The 17,886-nt window shown below is 56.4% G+C and carries 16 protein-coding genes and 1 riboswitch; of the genes, 8 read left to right on the forward strand and 8 right to left on the reverse strand.

Annotated elements, in window-relative coordinates:
- Positions 1–17: 17 nt before the first annotated feature.
- The 3 genes from ACSSVV_RS14355 to ACSSVV_RS14365 all read right to left on the reverse strand — a co-directional run bounded on the left by ACSSVV_RS14355 (position 18) and on the right by ACSSVV_RS14365 (position 3,096).
- On the reverse strand, positions 18–926 hold the full coding sequence (locus ACSSVV_RS14355) for a lysophospholipid acyltransferase family protein (protein WP_011784312.1): 909 nt from the start codon (positions 924–926) through the stop codon (positions 18–20).
- Positions 923–2,341 carry a mannose-1-phosphate guanylyltransferase/mannose-6-phosphate isomerase gene (locus ACSSVV_RS14360; RefSeq protein ID WP_011784313.1) on the reverse strand — a complete coding sequence of 473 codons (1,419 nt, stop codon included), beginning with the start codon at positions 2,339–2,341 and terminating at the stop codon, positions 923–925. The genes ACSSVV_RS14355 and ACSSVV_RS14360 overlap by 4 nt, the downstream gene beginning before the upstream one ends.
- An 83-nt stretch (positions 2,342–2,424) precedes the next feature.
- Complete coding sequence (locus tag ACSSVV_RS14365; RefSeq protein ID WP_011784314.1) at positions 2,425–3,096, reverse strand: YrbL family protein; 672 nt, start codon at positions 3,094–3,096, stop codon at positions 2,425–2,427.
- Between the two features lie 24 nt (positions 3,097–3,120).
- Between ACSSVV_RS14365 and ACSSVV_RS14370 the strand changes: the two genes are divergently transcribed.
- A complete protein-coding gene (locus ACSSVV_RS14370; RefSeq protein WP_011784315.1) occupies positions 3,121–3,777 on the forward strand; it encodes an SGNH/GDSL hydrolase family protein in 657 nt (218 codons plus the stop codon).
- Here ACSSVV_RS14370 and ACSSVV_RS14375 read toward each other — a convergent pair.
- The 4 genes from ACSSVV_RS14375 to lpxL are packed head-to-tail and all read right to left on the reverse strand — an operon-like array spanning position 3,755 to position 7,802.
- Positions 3,755–4,768 (reverse strand): glycosyltransferase, encoded by a 1,014-nt coding sequence (locus tag ACSSVV_RS14375; protein ID WP_011784316.1) that lies wholly within the window; start codon positions 4,766–4,768, stop codon positions 3,755–3,757. The two genes, ACSSVV_RS14370 and ACSSVV_RS14375, sit on opposite strands and share 23 nt — an antisense overlap.
- Positions 4,765–5,883, reverse strand: a complete 1,119-nt coding sequence (locus tag ACSSVV_RS14380) for a glycosyltransferase family 4 protein (protein WP_011784317.1) — start codon at positions 5,881–5,883, stop codon at positions 4,765–4,767. The genes ACSSVV_RS14375 and ACSSVV_RS14380 overlap by 4 nt, the downstream gene beginning before the upstream one ends.
- Positions 5,880–6,842, reverse strand: a complete 963-nt coding sequence (locus ACSSVV_RS14385) for a mitochondrial fission ELM1 family protein (protein ID WP_011784318.1) — start codon at positions 6,840–6,842, stop codon at positions 5,880–5,882. The genes ACSSVV_RS14380 and ACSSVV_RS14385 overlap by 4 nt, the downstream gene beginning before the upstream one ends.
- A gap of 3 nt (positions 6,843–6,845) precedes the next feature.
- Positions 6,846–7,802 carry an LpxL/LpxP family Kdo(2)-lipid IV(A) lauroyl/palmitoleoyl acyltransferase gene (gene lpxL / locus ACSSVV_RS14390; RefSeq protein ID WP_011784319.1) on the reverse strand — a complete coding sequence of 319 codons (957 nt, stop codon included), beginning with the start codon at positions 7,800–7,802 and terminating at the stop codon, positions 6,846–6,848.
- Positions 7,803–7,904: 102 nt separating this feature from the next.
- Here lpxL and waaA point away from each other — a divergent pair, with 102 nt between their 5' ends.
- Positions 7,905–9,158: a lipid IV(A) 3-deoxy-D-manno-octulosonic acid transferase gene (gene waaA, locus ACSSVV_RS14395; RefSeq protein ID WP_454106435.1), complete on the forward strand. Its 1,254-nt coding sequence runs from the start codon at positions 7,905–7,907 to the stop codon at positions 9,156–9,158.
- A 43-nt stretch (positions 9,159–9,201) separates the two neighbouring features.
- Here the strand turns inward: waaA and ACSSVV_RS14400 are convergent, their stop codons facing one another.
- Complete coding sequence (locus ACSSVV_RS14400) at positions 9,202–10,563, reverse strand: TolC family outer membrane protein (RefSeq protein WP_454106436.1); 1,362 nt, start codon at positions 10,561–10,563, stop codon at positions 9,202–9,204.
- A 186-nt stretch (positions 10,564–10,749) separates the two neighbouring features.
- A riboswitch (TPP riboswitch) is annotated at positions 10,750–10,863 on the forward strand.
- 83 nt (positions 10,864–10,946) lie between these two features.
- On the opposite strand from ACSSVV_RS14400, the gene thiC reads away from it, so the two are divergent.
- The 6 genes from thiC (at position 10,947) to ACSSVV_RS14430 (ending at position 17,847) form a co-directional block, all read left to right on the forward strand.
- Positions 10,947–12,824, forward strand: a complete 1,878-nt coding sequence (thiC, locus tag ACSSVV_RS14405) for a phosphomethylpyrimidine synthase ThiC (protein ID WP_454106437.1) — start codon at positions 10,947–10,949, stop codon at positions 12,822–12,824.
- Between the two features lie 114 nt (positions 12,825–12,938).
- Positions 12,939–13,559 carry an NUDIX domain-containing protein gene (locus tag ACSSVV_RS14410; protein ID WP_014420552.1) on the forward strand — a complete coding sequence of 207 codons (621 nt, stop codon included), beginning with the start codon at positions 12,939–12,941 and terminating at the stop codon, positions 13,557–13,559.
- Positions 13,556–14,041, forward strand: a complete 486-nt coding sequence (locus tag ACSSVV_RS14415; protein WP_454106438.1) for a DUF1249 domain-containing protein — start codon at positions 13,556–13,558, stop codon at positions 14,039–14,041. The genes ACSSVV_RS14410 and ACSSVV_RS14415 overlap by 4 nt, the downstream gene beginning before the upstream one ends.
- 210 nt (positions 14,042–14,251) lie before the next feature.
- On the forward strand, positions 14,252–15,058 hold the full coding sequence (cpdA, locus tag ACSSVV_RS14420) for a 3',5'-cyclic-AMP phosphodiesterase (RefSeq protein WP_228224962.1): 807 nt from the start codon (positions 14,252–14,254) through the stop codon (positions 15,056–15,058).
- A gap of 113 nt (positions 15,059–15,171) precedes the next feature.
- Positions 15,172–17,241, forward strand: a complete 2,070-nt coding sequence (locus ACSSVV_RS14425; protein WP_454106439.1) for a T6SS phospholipase effector Tle1-like catalytic domain-containing protein — start codon at positions 15,172–15,174, stop codon at positions 17,239–17,241.
- Between the two features lie 123 nt (positions 17,242–17,364).
- A complete protein-coding gene (locus ACSSVV_RS14430) occupies positions 17,365–17,847 on the forward strand; it encodes a DUF2931 family protein (RefSeq protein WP_454106468.1) in 483 nt (160 codons plus the stop codon).
- Positions 17,848–17,886: the final 39 nt, after the last annotated feature.

Raw genomic sequence — 17,886 nt, forward strand, 5'->3', positions numbered from 1 at the left:
TCCTGGCAGCCGGGCGGTTAGTCGCAAATCTGCCCGGGCTTATAAGGATTCGGGTTCCCCGGCGGCCGGTGCCGCATACGTTTGTACTCCCACTGGTACTGTTCAGGGGCCATTCGTACCACCTTTTCCACGGATTGATTCAATGCGGTGGCGCCGGCCACTGCATCATCGGCACCAATGCCAGGCTCCGCCGGAGTGACCAGAATCTTGAAGCCTTCGCCGTTGGGCAGGCGCTCGGCGTAGGTCACCAGAACATTGGCCCCGGTTTTCTGTACCAACTTGCCGACCAGGGTCATGGTCATCACGTCCATGCCAAAAAAGGGCGCGTAGGCGTTGGTTTTGCCCCGGGGAGACTGGTCGGGAAGAATGCCGGCTACGCCACCTTCCTTCAAAATGCCCATCAGGCGCATCAGGCCTTTACGGTCGCCGCGTACCAGTTCGGAGCCCAGGCGCCCCCTCACCCGAATCATGTAATCTTCGAATTCCTTGATGTGCGGAGGGCTATATAGCGCGGCCATCTTATAGCGGGAAGAGAAAAACAGGCCGGCCAGCTCCCAGTTGCCAAGGTGGGGCGCGAGCAAGATCAATCCTTTGCCGGTCGCCAGGGCCTCATCAACCAGCTCCAGGCCTTCCGTTTCCTTGATCAACCCAAGGCACTTATCTACGGGCCACTCCCACATCAGCGGAATTTCCAGGGCCGTCATGCCGGTGTGGGCCAGGGAGTCTCTGGAAAGGTCCCTGCGCTGCTCTTCGGTGAGTTCCGGCAGGCAGATGTCCAGATTGATGTCGGTGATCTTCTTTGGCCTGCCGCCCAGTTTCCAGGCCAGGAGCCCCAGCCATTTGCCGATGAACTGTGCGGCTCCCAGGGGTAAATAGCTAACCATCCGCAACAGGCCGGCAATCAGGTAATACTTGAATTTGCTCATGATCTGCCGTACCGGTCCTCGAATCGTACAATATCGTCTTCGCCCAGATAGGATCCGGACTGCACTTCAATCAGTTCCAGATCAATAACGCCGGGGTTTTCAAGGCAATGGATCTGGCCGACCGGTATGTAAGTGGACTGGTTCTCGGTCACCAGGTACGACTCCTCGCCATTGGTTACCTTTGCGGTGCCGCTGACGACAATCCAGTGTTCTGCCCGGTGGTGGTGCATCTGGACAGACAGCTTGGCGCCGGGCTTCACGGTGATGCGTTTCACCTGGTAGCGGTGGCCATTATCGATGGAATCATATACACCCCAGGGCCGGTAGACTTCCCGGTGATTCATGTGCTCGTGTCGACCATCATTCTTGATGCGTTCAACCACCTTTTTGACATCCTGGACCTGATCTTTATGGGCGACCAGCAAGGCGTCTTTGGTTTCAATGATCACCAGATCTTTCACGCCAACCGTGGCCACAAGGCGGCTGTCTGCCCGGACCAGAGTGCTCTCTGTGTTATGGGCAATGACATCACCGCTGAATGCGTTTCCGCAGCTGTCTTTCTCGGAAACTTCCCACAAGGCGGACCAGGAGCCGATATCGCTCCAGCCGGCATCGAGCGCTACCACGGCGGCGTTATCGGTCTTTTCCATCACGGCGTAATCGATGGAATCTTCCGGGCACTCGGCGAATACGCTTTCATTCACGCGGGTGAAGTGCAGATCCTCGCTGGCGTCGTCCAGCGCTGCCTGGCAGATCGCAAGAATGTCCGGGCGGTGTTTCTGCAGTTCCTGAAGGTAGGTGCGGGCGCCGAACAGGAACATGCCACTGTTCCAGAGGTAATCACCGGATGCGAGGTATTCTTCCGCGGTAGTCTGGTCGGGCTTCTCTACAAACCGGCTAACGCTGAAGCTGTCGTCCGCCAATTTCGGGCCTTGCTGGATGTAGCCGTAACCGGTTTCCGCATGGCCGGGTACTATGCCGAAGGTCACCAGCTTGTCCTGCTGAGCCAGGGGTATGGCTTTCTGGATGCCGCTCTGGAACGCAGCGATATCTTTGATCAGGTGGTCTGCGGCCAGAACCAGCATCAGCGGGTTCTGGTTTTCATCGATGTTCTTGACCAGTTGCAGGGCTGCCAGAGCGATGGCCGGTGCCGTGTTGCGTCCACAAGGCTCCAGAATAATTCGGGCATCTTTGTAGCCCGCCTGGCGCATTTGCTCAGCCGCCAGAAAACGGTGGTCTTCATTGCAGATCAGGAGTGGATCGGCGGATTCCATACCATCCAGCCGCGCCACGGTCAGCTGCAGCATGGATAGATGTTGGTCCGTCAGTTTCAGGAACTGCTTGGGGTTCAGTTGCCTGGATAACGGCCAAAGGCGAGAGCCGGTGCCTCCGGCCATAATGACGGGGTGAATCATGTGCGCGCTCCAGGGTGTTGAATTGTTGCCAATTCGGCTAAGAATCACTGACACTATATGTTAACACGCAGATCTTAACGGTTTTATCTTAGGCGTTGGAAATCTTCCCAGGATAGACCTTCGCCGTTTTGTTCCCAGGCCAGTCGTTTTCTGAACCTGTCGATCTTTCTATCTATGTAATGTGAACTCCAGCCCGGTAGCGGCGCCAGCGCCTGGGGGATCGTTGGCGCCCCGAGACCATCCACCAGAAACAATTGAGTGCGGCCAATCCGATCCGTGACGACCAGGTTATGAGGGAGCAGGTTTCTGGTGAGTATTCGGGTTTGTTTCAGCCAGTCGAGAAATTCTCTGATGCCTGTTTCCAGTTCCGGTGTCAGGCCATGGTCTTGCATCAGTGTTTCGAGCGTTGGCGCAACATTGCCATCAGCACAACGAATCAGTTCGCTTTCATTGGCCTCGCCAAGGGAAGTTTGCACGCTTCCATAGAACCTTGGCAGATGCGACCAGACAAGATCTTCGCGACCTTTAGCGAGCAGTTCTCGTATGGCACGCTGATTGTGCGCGATGATCTCCTGGGTGTTATCGTTGAGCCGATTGGTTCCTAAAAGCTGCTTGAGGCGTGATTGCCTTTGGGTGCGGGCTGCAATATTTTCGGGGCGAACGATCTTCAGGCAGCGGGCTGAATCTAACGGGTGTTCGTAACACAGGCGATTGTAGCCCTGCGCGAACGGCAACTTGTCAGACAGGTCTAGCATGGTTTCATTAGTTGAGGCGAGAGAGTGAATCGGGCAATAGCATACGGGGATTGCAACACAGAAGGGCTTAAAGGTGAATGTTTCCCTTTATGGCCACAGATTGTTTGTGAGTCGGAAGCGCTTGAGCTGACCAATTGCGGACACACTATGAGCACGACTCGTGAACTGCTTGAGTACAATCGTGCTTTCCCCGCGTCACAGTACGCTGTTGCTTTTGTCCAGTATGGTCTGGTGGACTCCTGGCTAACGTTTCGCGGGGCACCCTATGTGCTTTATTACCCTGATTTCCCCTTGCGTAAACTGGCCAGAAAGCTGGTTAAGAAGCTCAAGAAACTGGCGCGTGTATGGCAGCTGCAAAAGCGTTTGGGGGCTGTTGAACAGGTACCGTTATCAGAATACGTGGATAACCTTCATCAGGTGATTGTATCGGCGCCCAAGACCCGTTTTATTCTTGTTGCAACGGCGCCCAACCTGGATGAGCCACGCAACCCAAGGATCAAAGTCTACAACGAAGCATTAGCGAGGATTGCGGAATCCCACGATAATGTGATGTACGTGGATGTTTATGAGGATATCTGGGCGCATCGCGACCTCACTCTCATGGAGGACGGTACTCACCTGACAGCCGCAGGGCATGAACGGATTGCGGCGAAGATTATTAGTGTATTGAAACAAGGTTAGCGATAGCTCTCTGATAGACATTCAGCGTTTGGCTAGCCATGCTGGAAAGCGATAGTTGATCAGCAGCAAATGCTTGTGCTTCTGCCTGCTCGGCGACCAATGTTGAAGTGTCTTGGCTTAGATAAGCAGCAAACCGCTTTGGGTCTTCACCACGAAAGATGTGTTTTTCAGGCAAGATTTCGTTGGCTATCGGTACGTCGGTTGAAATGACGGGCTTACCGAGCAAGAGCGCTTCTGCACACACATAAGAAAACCCTTCTCTTTCAGAGCTGATCACCACCCCATCTGCCGCAGCCATCAGTGCGGGAACGTCTGAGCGGAAGCCAAGCAACTTCACCGTCTCAGACTGATGGGTTGAGCTGATGAGATCCGCAAGTCGCTGCCGCTCAGGCCCGTCACCCGCTATGAGCAGGGTTCCCGGGCAATACTGAAAGGTTCTGATGAGAAAGTCGAAGCCTTTGACCGACACCAATCTGCCCACGGCCAGCCAAACCGGCCGTTCTGTTTCCTTGGGAAGCAGGGCTGGCGCCTGAGGAATAACCGATACGCCATTGTAGATGACCGTAACGCCCGGTTGGGCGATGTCCGTTGCAAGGGCCTGACTGACGGCGATCAGTTGGTGAAACGCAGCGGCTTTAGGGTAGCGCGACTTGAAGCCGTGAATGGTCGCTACTCGCATCAGGCTTCTCGTAAAAGGTGTCAGCCGCTGAAGAACGAAGGCCGCTTTCGTGCCCTGTGCATGAATAACATCGAAACCGTTGGCTCTGATTAGACGAAGGACGGTGAGCAGTAAAAAGGGAGAGTTGCGTGAGCCACCTGTATCCAATGCTCGCGTTTTTACCGCTGGTTCAAGGTCCGAGAGATGCTGTGATGCAGCCGCCAACGTCACCGTGTGCCCCAGTCGTGCCAGTTCGCTGGAGAGTTCACGGGCGTGTTTTTCCATGCCGCCGGTATCTGGATTGTCCGAGAGCATCAGCATCAGAATATTCACGGGGTGAGATCCTGCCGCGCTGCCATCAGTTTTTGATAGATGGCGAGCGTGGCCTCCGTCTGCGCCCGCAACAAAAACCGCTCTGGCAACTCAATCTCCGGCCGGGGCTTATCCAGCAGTCCCAGCACGGCACTGGCAAACGCCCCGGTATCATCTGGTGTCACCAGTCCATCCCGGAAGCAGGCCTGCAGGGTTTCTGCGGCGCCGCCACGGTTGTAGGCCACCACCGGTGTGCCGGACGCCAGGGCTTCGGTTACTGTCCGCCCGAACGGCTCAGGCTTGGTGGACATATGGCACACCACATCGGCCAGCAGGTACAGGTTGGTCATGTCGTTGCGCTGGCCCAGGAAGGTGACCTTGTCGGTCAGGCCCAGGCGGCTGCGTTCTTTTTCCAGCTCTTGCAGAAATCTTTCCTTACCGGGCTCTGCGCCGCCAACGATGATGCCGTGACAGTCCGGCCGTTGGCGTACGATTCTGGCCATGGCTTCCATGAAATGCAGCTGGCCTTTCCAGCGGGAAATCCGGCCGGGCATCATGATGATCTTCTTGCCAGCCAGTTGTGGAAAGCGCGATAGCAGGATATCCAGCCACTGGTCGTTGATGGCGCGGTTACGGAAGGCGTCGATGTTTACGCCGCGCTGGATTACTGTCAGTTTGTTTTCCGGAACAGGAAAGTTTTCCAGTACGTAGTCCCGGACACAATTGGAAACCGCTATCACCTGGTCTGCCCTGGCCATGATGGCGCTGTACGGATTGACGGAATACATGCCGTGGAAGGTCGAGACTATGGCCGGGTGTTCGTTCCGTGGCAGTGTTTTCAGGGCCAGGTGAATAATCCATGCGGGCATCCTGGAGCGCACGTGCACAATATCCGGCTTGAGCTCTTGCAGCAGTTTGCGCATCGGCAAAACCTGCCCGAACGAGGCGGGTGTTTTACGGTGAATGGGCATGTGGATATGAGTCGAGCCCTGGCCGCGAACCTGTTCGGCCATTGGTCCACCGTTGGAGACCACGAATGACTGATGGCCGCGTTTGACCAGCTCGGCGGCGAATTCCACTGTGCCTCTTTCCACGCCACCGCTATAGAGCGCAGGAAGAGCCTGGAGAATCTTCATTGTCTGGCCTCCTTTCCTGATTTTTGAAAAGCAGCCAAATAGTTAGCCGCCACCCATCGGGCGGCCCGGTCGGCTTCCCAGAGTCGTTCATGCCTTTCTGCTTGTTCGGCCATCACGCTGGCATGGTCTGCCCAGTGGGCAATCAACCCCCGCTCTGTCAGGCGTTTTACGCCGTTCGCCACGCGGCTGTTGGCACGCGCATTCAGGTTCAGCAGGCCGGTGGGCACGCCGGAAGTGGCGGCTTCGCACACCATGGAAATGCTGTCCGGCGTTACCCACACTGCGCGGGAAGCAGCGAGCTGGTGGCTGAGCCAGTCGTCGTGGGTACGGGTGTGATGCACTACGGAGATTTTCGGGCTCTGCAATTCGGCCAGTCGCTCGCTGGTCGTTTCCGGCGTGCGACGGGAATCGGTGATGGTCCAGCGCCACTGAGGGTAGCGGGCTATCAGGTCGCTTATCTGATTCAGAATGGCATCTTCGTCCCAATCGAAATGTTCCGAACGCCCACCCACCAGGATCAGGGCTTCCGGTTTGCTGGTCAGCCGGGCGAGGGGTGTGATGGTGTTGATCACGCCTTCGGTGTGCAGGATATTGTTAGCAGGCTTTACCTCATCATGGGCCGGGATAATCGCGCCATCTACCCAGCCCAGTGGGAAGGCCGGTTTCATCAATATCAGGGTTTTGGCCTTGCCCAGGCGCCGAAGTGCCAGCAATAAACGGTGAGTACCGGTGCCTGCGGCCACGATCAGGGCCGGTTTGGGCAGTGCTGTATCCATGGCTGGGGCCACACCCAGCAGGGCTCGCCACAGAGGTACCGGGTATTCTTCGGCACTGATCCAGTAGAGCGCCGCGCCGGTCAGCACCCGCAGGCGATTGCCCAGCCCCTTGAGTTGGTTTTTGTGGCCGGGCTTGTTGTCTGTCAGCAGCCAGACAACCGGTGCTTGCGAGTGATTGCTCACGAGTTAGTCCTTGCGCTTTCGCCCGTAGAAACCAGGGTCATCCCTGTCTGGGCGGGTCTTGAAGCGGCGGTGCATCCAGAGGTACTGATCTGGGGCCTTTCGGATTTCCCTTTCAATGATGGCATTGATGCGGGTGGCATCTTCCTGATCGTCGCCGCTCGGAAAGTTATCCAAAGCCGGATGAAAGTATATGTCGTAACCAGGTTTGCCATCCCGGCGGAAATGGCTGAACGGAACAACTTTGCAGCCGCTGCGTTCGGCGATTCGCGACGTGGCGGTAATGGTGCCGGCGGGGATGCCGAAAAACGGCGCGAACACGATATCCTTACGGCCGTAATCCTGATCGGTAGCATACCAGACCGCCCGGTTTTTCTTCAGACTGCGAAACAGGCCCCGGAGGTCCCGGGCGCCCAGCACGGTGCCGTAGCGGCGTTCCCTGGCTCTTGTCATTACCGCGTTCATCAGCGGGTTGTTATGATCCCGCTGCATGACATCTGCTTCGATGAACTGTGTAACCAGGCTGCCGCCCAGGTCCAGGGTGCTGTAATGCCCTCCCAGTAATAAGACGCCTTTGCCGCCAGCCAGGGCCTGTTCGAAATGCTCAAGGCCATGGACTTGTGTGATGCCCGTGAGCCTGGCTGGGTCACGAAACCAGGCAATACCTATCTCCAGCAAGCCAATCCCGTTGGCGATAAAGGCATTGCGAACCAGCGCGGCCTGTTGCTGCTGGTTCAGCTCCGGGAAACACAGGCGAATATTCACTTCGGCAATATGGCGCCGGCTTTTCGCCAGCCGCCAGGCCAGCAGGCCAGCAATCTTGCCCAGCCACCATTGCAGGCGCAGCGGCAACTGGGCCACTAGCCACATCGCGGCTATGCCAAGCCAGGTTGGCCACCATCGTGGATGGCGGTAGGCGGAATAGTCTGTGTTTCGTGGTAGTTTGCGGTACTTCTTCTTCAAAATCGTGAATCCTGCATCGACAAACGGTTTTCCGGGGGGCAAGATGCCCGTCCAAAGAAAAATTGGCCCTATGATAACGCACTGTTTTGCCGGGAGTCCTGCGTGTTCCAGTTTATCTATTCCCAGCTGATCCGCCTTGTGCTGCCGTTCATATTGATCCGGCTGTGGTGGCAAGGGCGTATAGCGCCCGCCCTTCGGCGCGACTGGCAACACCGCCTGGGTTGGGTGCCCGAAATTTCTGGGCCGGTTATCTGGGTACACGCCGTGTCTGTGGGTGAAACCATTGCGGCAGGCCCGTTGGTCAGGCGCCTGCTCGCCAGGAATCTGGGTGCCACTATTCTGATGACGGCGATGACCGATACCGGGTTGGCCCAGGCCCGCAAGATGTTCGGTGACAGGGTAACGTATGCCTACGCCCCATACGATACGCCTGGCGCCATCCGTCGTTTTCTGGACCGCATCAATCCCAGGATTCTCGTTATTCTCGAAACTGAAATCTGGCCCAATATGATCCGCCAATGCCGCCGGAGGAGAGTTCCGGTTTTCCTGATAAATGCGCGCTTGTCCGAGCGTTCTGCCCGTGGTTACGAACGGGTCAAAGGGCTGGCCGCGCCGATCATGAAAAGCATTACCTGGGTGGCGGCGCAGGCCGACCGGGATGCTGACCGGTTTCGGCGCATTGGCGTTGCCGCCTCCCACGTTGAGGTTACTGGTAGTGTGAAGTTTGATGTCGATATACCGGATGATGTGCGTGCGGCTTCCCGTGCCTTGCGTGAGGAGCTTGGGGGTCGCCCGGTCTGGATTGCCGGCAGCACGCACTCCGGAGAAGACCAGCAGTTGCTTGACGCTCATCAGGGAATACTTCAGCAACATCCTGAGGCTTTGCTGATTATTGTGCCCAGGCATCCGGATCGCTTTGACTTGGTTGCCGAGCTGGCGGAGAAAGAGGGATTTTCTGTTGCCCGTCGTTCGACCGGTGATGACCCTGCTCAGGCCCAAGTCTATCTGGGCGACACCATGGGCGAGCTGATGATGCTCTACGGTGCCAGTGATATTGCCTTTGTCGGAGGCTCGTTGATCGAACGGGGCGGGCATAATCCGCTGGAGCCGGCAGCCTGGGGAATACCGGTTTTTTCAGGTCCCCACGTATTCAACTTTGAAACCATTTTTGAACACTTGCTGACGGATGGCGGTGTTCAGGTAATAGACGGGGCGGATGCTTTGGCCACGGCGATCAGCAAGTTGATGGCTGATAAAGAGGAGTGTCGGGCCTACGGAGAGCGTGCATTGAGTGTCGTTCAGAAAAACCGTGGCGCCCTTGATAAGGTTGTCGAAGGCATTATTGAACGCCTGTAACCCCGGGCATCGCGGGTGATGCCCGGGGCTCTCCTTTTCAGGATTACTGAGTAGGGTCGTCCAGTGTCCGGTCTTCTTCTGCCATGGCTTCTATGCCGCGGGCACCTTCACTCAGCCAGTTGTTCAGATCCACCAGATCCTGGGGGCTCAGGGTTCCGGCTGCCTGTTTCAGTTGCAGGGTATTGATCACGTAGTCATACCGTGCATTTGCGTAATCCCGAAGGGCAACGTAGTACGCCCGCTCGGCATCCAGCACTTCCACAATGTTGCGGGTACCAACGTCATAACCGGCCCGGGTGGCATCCAGTGCGCTGCGACGGGAGATGATGGTCTGTTCCAGGGCCGATGCCGTTTCCACGTTGTTGTTCACGGTGAGGAACAGGCTGCGGGTGTTCACCTGCACATCGCGACGGACGGTGTTCAGATCCTGCTCGGCTGCGGTAACCAGAGAGCGTTGTTGGCGCACGCCGGCTTGAGTGCCGCCGCCCATGTAGAGGGGCACGTTCAGCTCGAGGCCAATAACCCCCTGGGTTCCCTCCTGCTGCGGGTTCCGGGCTCCGTCCAACTCAGACTCGCCGTAGGAGGCTACCAGATCCACTGTTGGCAGATGGCCGGATTTGGCAACTTTAAGATTAGCCTCGCTGGCGTTCAGTTGGGACAGGGCCGCTTGAATAGACCAGTTCTGGTCCAGAGCGGTTGTCTCCCAGGCATTCGGGTTCATGGGTTCAGGTCGACCGAGCGGGAAATTCTCGCGCAGGTTTTCCAGGTCATCGGCGTATTCGCCGGTCAGTCGCGCCAGCTGCTCCCGGGCGACATTCAGCTGGTTGTCGGCTGCGATGCGCTGGCTTTTGCTGTCGTCATAGCTGGCGCGGGCTTCGTACACCTCGGTGATGGCGATCAGGCCGACGTCGAAGCGTTCCTGCGCCTGTTCATACTGGCGCTGGATTGCTGCTTCAGTCGCGCGAGCTGTTGCAACGGTATCCTGAGCGCGCAGGACATTAAAATAGGCGGTTGCAACATCCAGAATAAGTTGTTGCTGGGCCAGGTTGTACTGGGCCTGGGCGGCTTCGGTCTGGAACTGGCTGGCGTCGTAGCGGAACCAGTTGTCGGCGCGGAAAACCGGTTGCGACAATTGCACGCCATAGTTGAATGACTTGTAGCTGTCTCCCGGGCCGTTTTCAGCGTCGAAATCCGTGTGGTTGGCTTCGGCAAACGCACCAACCTGCGGCAATAAGGTACTCTTGCTCACATCGCTGGCGGCTTGCTGGGCCTGAAACTGTGCCAGCGCAGAGGCGATGCCGGAGTCATATGACAGTGCCTGCTCATAAGCCTCCACAAGATCCAGAGAGAAAGCGGGCTGGGCTGCCAGCAGGGTGATCAAACCTGGAAGTAAACGTTTCTTCATTATTGCTCCTGAAAACTATCTCCGGGCATCCATGATCTGGACACAGGTATCGGCAGGTCAACGTGTAGAGCGCGGGTTTATCCCGATAGTGACCCAAAGGTATTGGTGGCCCATTATGGACAATAATCGTTCCCGTCTCTACACTTGAAAAGCTCACTCATTTTGTGAGCAAAACAGAATATTTATCGCGTCTTGACGGGGTGCTGATTCGCCTGAAGCAGGTGATCGGCTGAGATTGCAACGCAGAACCCGCGACCTGATCCGGATAATACCGGCGTAGGGATTAAGACCGTACGAACCATGCCAGAAGTAGGTTTCGGATTACCTTCGGCATAACTCCGTCATACGCGACCCGACCACCTGAGCAAACACGGGAGCAGACGATGACGGACATCCCATCCTACCTGAGCGATTCCGCACAAGTAGACTCCGCAGCAATCAAACCATTACCAAGCTCACGAAAAATATACGTGCAGGGTAGCCGAGCCGATCTGCGCGTGCCTATGCGGGAAATTACTGTGGGTGACACGCCCACTGAAATGGGCGGGGAAAAGAATCCGCCAGTGGTGGTGTACGACACCTCCGGGCCCTATTCAGACCCGGAAGCCAGCATTGATCTGCGCAAGGGGCTGCCGCCGGTGCGCGCTGCATGGATTGCCGAACGCGGCGATGTCGAACAACTGGAAGGGTATACCTCTGAGTTTACCCGCCGGCGTATGAAAGATCCGACTCTGGATCCGCTCCGGTTTATGGACGAGCGCAAACCCCTGCGTGCCAAACCCGGCAACAATGTGTCCCAGATGCATTACGCCCGGCAGGGCATTGTTACGCCGGAAATGGAGTACATTGCCATCCGGGAGAACATGAAGCTGCAGGAAGCCCGAGAGAATGGATTGCTGGCCGAGCAGCACCCCGGCCAGTCATTCGGTGCCAACCTGCCGGAAGAAATCACCCCGGAGTTCGTTCGAGACGAGGTGGCCCGCGGCCGTGCCATCATTCCAGCCAACATCAACCACCCGGAAATCGAACCGATGATCATCGGCCGCAACTTCCTGGTGAAGATCAACGGCAACATTGGCAACTCGGCAGTGACCTCCTCCATTGAAGAGGAAGTGGAAAAACTCACCTGGGGCATTCGCTGGGGAGCGGATACCATCATGGATCTGTCCACCGGCAAGAACATTCACGAAACCCGGGAGTGGATCATCCGCAACTCCCCGGTCCCCATCGGCACCGTGCCCATCTACCAGGCCCTGGAAAAAGTCGGCGGCGTGGCCGAAGAGCTGACCTGGGAAATCTTCCGCGACACCTTGATTGAACAGGCGGAGCAGGGCGTGGATTACTTCACCATCCACGCCGGCGTGCGCCTGCACCACGTACCACTGACCGCCAAACGCACCACCGGCATCGTGTCCCGAGGTGGTTCCATCATGGCCAAGTGGTGCCTGGCTCACCACAAGGAAAGTTTCCTGTACGAGCACTTTGAAGACATCTGCGAAATCATGAAGGCCTATGATGTCTCCTTCAGTCTTGGTGACGGCTTGCGCCCGGGCTCTATTGCCGATGCCAATGATGCCGCCCAGTTTGGTGAACTGGAAACTCTCGGAGAACTCACCAAAATTGCCTGGAAGCACGACGTCCAGTGCATGATCGAAGGCCCCGGCCATGTGCCGATGCAGTTGATCAAGGAGAACATGGACAAACAGCTGGAATGCTGTGACGAAGCGCCGTTCTATACGCTCGGACCGCTGATCACCGATATTGCCCCGGGCTATGACCACATCACGTCTGGCATTGGGGCGGCCATGATCGGTTGGTACGGTTGTGCCATGCTTTGTTATGTCACGCCCAAGGAACACCTTGGACTGCCCAACAAGGACGACGTGAAAACCGGCATTATCACCTACAAGATCGCCGCGCATGCTGCAGACCTTGCAAAAGGTCACCCGGGTGCCCAGATCCGCGACAATGCGTTGTCCAAAGCACGATTCGAGTTCCGCTGGGAAGACCAGTTCAACCTGGGGCTGGACCCGGATACTGCCCGCGGCTACCACGACGAAACCCTTCCCAAGGAATCGGCCAAGGTGGCGCATTTCTGTTCCATGTGTGGCCCCAAGTTCTGCTCCATGAAAATCTCCCAGGAGGTCCGGGATTACGCGGCAGAGCACGGTATCGATGAGGTGTCGGCGATTGATGCCGGTATGCAGGCGAAATCACGGGAGTTCGTGGAATCGGGTAGCAAGATCTACGACAAGATCTGACCCGCATTCACTTGGTTCCGTGATGGCGTGAATCCGTGCCTGGCGGGGTGTTAACTTGCACCTCGCCGTGGCTCCGGCTATCGTTCAAGGCCGAATGCGCAACCGGGTGAAGTAATGCCAAAACCATTCCAGTTCAACGCCAGCGACGTCAAAGTCGAAAAACGTGAAACCGTGTTCCAGGGCTTCTTCCGAATGGACAAACTCTGGCTGACGCATCCGCGCTTCGATGGTCGCGACATGCCCGTCTTTACCCGGGAACTGTTTATCCGAGGTGATGCCACCTGCGTGCTTCCATACGACCCGGCGCGCGACGAGGTTGTGCTTCTGGAGCAGTTTCGTTTGGGGGCGCTCCACCGTAACCAGTCCCCCTGGTTACTGGAACTTGTTGCTGGCATGAACGAGGATGGTGAGAGTCCGGAAGAGGTGGCCCAGCGAGAAGGTCAGGAAGAGGCTGGGCTGAGTTTCAGTCGCCTGGACAAAATCTGCGATTACCTGGTTTCCCCCGGCGGTACCACGGAAATGATCCACCTGTATTGCGGTCAGATCAGCACCGCCGAGGCTGGTGGTGTTTTCGGTATGGAACATGAGCACGAGGACATTCTCAGCCACGTGGTGTCAGCGGAAGAATGCTTTGCCATGATTGCTGATGGCCGCATCAATAACGCCGCCGCGATTATTGCCATCCAGTGGCTGCAATTGAACCGGGAGCGTTTGCGGCGGGAGTGGCAAGCATGACGGAGTGGGTAAAACGGCCCAGGCAGTATGTGCCGGACCTGCGCCAGTTGGGGGCGCTCGGCGACGGCAACTATCAGCGCCTGCGCAAGCTGCGCCAGCTTGAGGTGGATGGCAAGCCCGTATGTGAGTTCGAACTGCACCGGGAGAACCAGTACCTGGGCCGGGTACGGATTGAAGTGCTGCAGACGGCCAGATTCACAGAAACCCTGTTGCTGGAACAAGTTCACAATAGTGGTCGGTGGCTGAATAACCCGCGGATGACTGTGCGCGTATACCACGACGCCCTGATGGCCGAAGTAATCAGCTGCTACCGGCAGCGACAGATTGCGCCCGTGAATGACTATCCGAACCGGTTCATGCATCACCCGGATGAAAAGGTTCAGGTGAATGGCTTTCTTGCCGATTGGCTGGACTACTGCCTGCGATTCGGGCACCTGCCGATGGAGCATGCAGCCTGGTCTGCGGGCGAAGGCATCGATTGAAAACCCTCATCTCTGAACGGTTTCTCAGTTCGCCGAAAGTCTATAAAGCCGGTTGTCGGACCTGTGGCAGAGTTGTCAAATACTGCAAAATATAGCGTGCCGCTGGTCAGAATGTGATCCACCTTCCATTCGTGAACAATCAATCTGAACTAAGCCATCGTACACTTGTCTGGATTATCAACTGCTTGCAGAAAACAGAACAGGCCTGGCATGACCAAACCCACAACGGCGCGCCCACTCAATGTGTTGCAGCTTACCGATCCGCACCTGATGGCGTCTGCGGATGGCGCCTTGCTGGGAGTCAACACCCGTGACAGCCTGGCGGCGGTGATTGACGAAGTGCTTCGCAATCACGGCCAGCCCGACCTGATTCTTGCCACCGGAGATCTCACCCAGGATGCATCGCCGGAGGCGTATCGCTATTTCGCTGAACAACTGAAGGCGTTTGATTGCCCCTCGCTCTGGATTGCTGGCAATCATGACGATTCCGCGCTCTTGTCTTCCATTGCGGCGGAGTCCGGCTCTGATCAGAAACAATGGATCCAGGGCGGCTGGCAGTTTGTCATGCTCGATTCCTCGGTACACAGCAAGGTGTTTGGAGAGCTTTCGGCCGATGAGCTGAGTTTTCTCGACAGGGCTTTGTCCGAGCAACCAGAGATGCCTGCTGTGGTTAGCCTGCACCACCACCCGGTGGATATCGGCTCAGACTGGATGGAAAAAATCGGGCTCAAAAACCGGGACGCCTTCTGGCAAGTGATTGACCGGCATCCGCAGGTTCGGGTAGTGCTGTGGGGCCATATCCATCAAGAGCTTGAACAGCAGCGCAACGGTGCTTGCCTGCTGGCTACACCCTCCACTTGCATCCAGTTCGCCACAGGATCCAGTGACTTTGCCGTGGAACCTCTGGCACCGGGTTATCGCTGGCTGGAACTTGATCCCTCCGGCAGCTTCAAGACGGAAGTCCGCCGAGCGGAAAGTTTCGAGTTTGACCTGGACGAGAAGAGCACTGGGTATTGATTCGGGCCTGGCTGAAGGCAGATCACGGTTTACGTTGACGGCTTTGATAATATGACAAGCCTGTGAAGGGGATTTCACAGGGAAGATCAGCACTCGTCAACGGATGACACGGAATGAGAATTATACAACCTCAGGATCTGCGGGCTGCGGATCTGCCAGGGCTGGAATCGCCCTTTTTTGCCTTGGAAAAAGCCCGACGCTTTATTCAGAACAACCCCAACACAAATCTGGAGCGCCTCCTTGGACAGCCGGCAACTTACGGTCTGGGAGCGCGGGCGTTCAATCAACAGCGCAATACCCATATTGAGAATGTCCTCCGGGAAATACGGGATGGGCGGCTTCTTCTGGTTTTTGACAGTATTGATGGCGAGCCATCCTCACCCGTCGTGCGTTGGCGTGAGGAGGTGGGAGGCGAGGGCCGTTGGCAGGTGACCGAGGCCGGAGTTGATCATGAGATCATCGCCGGAGTAAACGCTCTGAATCAGCACGGTATTACCCCGGGAGATTTGCGGGTTCAGGGCAGTCTGGGCGTGGGAAGTCTGCCTTCAGGCGATTTCGCGATGGAGTATCGCCTTAAACAGCGCGAGCAGGCTTCGCGGCAAGACGTTCAATCCGGCGGCTCACCCAGCTCATTCTCGAAAAACGTTTTGCCTGTCTCTGCACTGACCAAGACGACCGAATCTTCCACCACTGAAGCACCTCCGGAAATCCATCTCGAAATTGGCATCTTCACTGATGGCACCCTCAACAATGCTGACAATTCCAGGGAACTGGAAGAGCGAGTGGCGACCGAATGCGTTGAGGCTTTTGAGCGCGGCGAGATGTCACTGGAGGAATGTGAGTATAGATTGTCTCTGGCATTGGGTGGGAGTTATGGCAATGCGCCGAGTAATGTGGCGAAGCTACGGGATTTATACGGAACTTCCGTGAAAGCTGGCCACAACGGAAGCCATCACAGGTTTTGGGTCTACACGCCAGGGATAGGGACCAAAACGGGCCAGGCTGATTCATTGGTGGGATCCGTCTCGGGTATGGGCGAGACGGGAATCGTTAGTCAGACTGAGCGGGCATGCAAAGAAATCGCGTTGCAGATCGGATCCAGAGAGCTGGGCAGCACTATCACATCAGTCACTTTTGATTTGTTTGGATTTAGTCGTGGTGCTGCAGCCGCGAGGCATATTGCGTATGAGATAACTCGTGGAGCTGGAGGTGCGCTCGGCCGAGCGTTTGTAAAAGAGCGTCTAGCTTGGCCAGAAAGTATTTCTATACGCTTTGTTGGTTTGTTCGATACTGTCGCAGCAGTTATTAATCCTGCGGCATTGGATTTTCAGCCTGATAACGAACGAAATGATCCAGTGAATGTTTACCTGGACCCATCGAATGTTCAACAAGCGGTGCATTTGGTGGCTGCAGATGAATACCGAGAAAACTTTGCTTTGAATAGTCTGAGAGATGAAGACGGAGCATTGCCTGCAAACTTCAGGGAAATCAGTTTGCCTGGCGCGCACTCGGACATCGGTGGTGGATATCCAGGTAGTCAGCGTGAAGATGTGTTAGTCAGCCCCTTCCATTTGATTCCATCTGAGCGGAACCGATGGCCGGAACAAACTATAGAGTGGGACAGCCTTGAGGCATTGATGGTGAATAAACGGTCTGAAGGATGGGTGGGCCGTTACAGTCTGCCCGTGCCAAAATCGGACGAACATGCTCCTTTACCTCGAAGTCTGAAAGATGATGGCCCGGCAGAGCTCAGCGTCTATAAGGAAATATCTTCTCATCCAGCGCCTGACGGTCGAGTTGAGCTTGCCCTGCGGATGGTTCGACAGATACTTGGAGGGTACTCCAGAGTTCCTTTGCAAATAATGCATGGGCTCGCGTTGAAGGCTGGGGTGCCATTTTTCGATTTCGATAGCAGCGAAGAAACACGAGTGCCAAGGGAGCTGGTGTCTATTGCGGAAGATATGTTGGCGCAAATTACTGCCGGTGCTGAGAAGGTCTCCCTAGCACCTGATCAACGGGATTTGATCCGGCAACGGTATACTCACTATTCCGCCCACTATAACCCGCTCAAAACCGGGCTGTTTGGAGCGACAGCAACACTGCGCTTCGGACGAAATTTTAGTCCCAATGCTCCAGAGGCATCTGGCCAACGCACAATTTATCCGAATCGTTGGGAGGTTTGAATCGTGGAACCATGGATGAGAATGATCGTCATTGTATTCAGCCTCGCTCTCGCCGGATGTGCCTCTTCCATAGAGGAAAGCCAGCATTGGAGTATCCGTGCTGTAGCACCGGACCGTTATGATATGTGGTTGATAAATGTACATCTTGAGAAGCCGGGCGTACGGAGTTGGCGAGCGCCCCTCGGAGGGCAGGTAGGTTGTTGTTGGAGTGGTGCTGGCGGTCCAGTGGGCTCAGGTGGGGAGATGAACCCCTTCCCCAGTCTGATCGCCCTTCATTGGTTTTCATTTGCAGAGCAAAAATTCTATTTCTCATTGATTCGTGTACCGGAGGGCATGCAGGACCAGATGCGTAAGCCAGCCGCACATTCATATCCGGACGGAACAACCGGCATGAGGCCTCGGAGCTCGCTGGTATTGGGCCTGGCCCCCGGCGGCCAGGTCGTAATGTGGATGATGAGCCAGCGAAGTAACGCGGTGGAGGTGATGCGAGTATCCGCTACTGAGGTTGAGGGTGACCCCGACGATTTTGCCAGTGCCACAGCGTCTTATCTGGAGGAGCATGGCGATTACCTGGAAGAGCACGGCTTGCAGCTCAACAAGTGGTAGCCGCACCGCTAAATCTGCGGGTGCATTTTCTTGGGCGCA

It is taken from the genome of Marinobacter sp. MBR-105, from assembly GCF_053628895.1.

Coding starts and splice junctions, on each gene's coding strand:
- ACSSVV_RS14355 (WP_011784312.1), bottom strand. CDS start 926: ATGAGCAAATTCAAGTATTACCTGATTGCCGGCCTGTTGCGGATGGTT.
- ACSSVV_RS14360 (WP_011784313.1), bottom strand. CDS start 2,341: ATGATTCACCCCGTCATTATGGCCGGAGGCACCGGCTCTCGCCTTTGG.
- ACSSVV_RS14365 (WP_011784314.1), bottom strand. CDS start 3,096: ATGCTAGACCTGTCTGACAAGTTGCCGTTCGCGCAGGGCTACAATCGC.
- ACSSVV_RS14380 (WP_011784317.1), bottom strand. CDS start 5,883: ATGAAGATTCTCCAGGCTCTTCCTGCGCTCTATAGCGGTGGCGTGGAA.
- ACSSVV_RS14400 (WP_454106436.1), bottom strand. CDS start 10,563: ATGAAGAAACGTTTACTTCCAGGTTTGATCACCCTGCTGGCAGCCCAG.
- thiC (WP_454106437.1), top strand. CDS start 10,947: ATGACGGACATCCCATCCTACCTGAGCGATTCCGCACAAGTAGACTCC.
- ACSSVV_RS14410 (WP_014420552.1), top strand. CDS start 12,939: ATGCCAAAACCATTCCAGTTCAACGCCAGCGACGTCAAAGTCGAAAAA.
- ACSSVV_RS14415 (WP_454106438.1), top strand. CDS start 13,556: ATGACGGAGTGGGTAAAACGGCCCAGGCAGTATGTGCCGGACCTGCGC.
- cpdA (WP_228224962.1), top strand. CDS start 14,252: ATGACCAAACCCACAACGGCGCGCCCACTCAATGTGTTGCAGCTTACC.
- ACSSVV_RS14425 (WP_454106439.1), top strand. CDS start 15,172: ATGAGAATTATACAACCTCAGGATCTGCGGGCTGCGGATCTGCCAGGG.
- ACSSVV_RS14430 (WP_454106468.1), top strand. CDS start 17,365: ATGTGGTTGATAAATGTACATCTTGAGAAGCCGGGCGTACGGAGTTGG.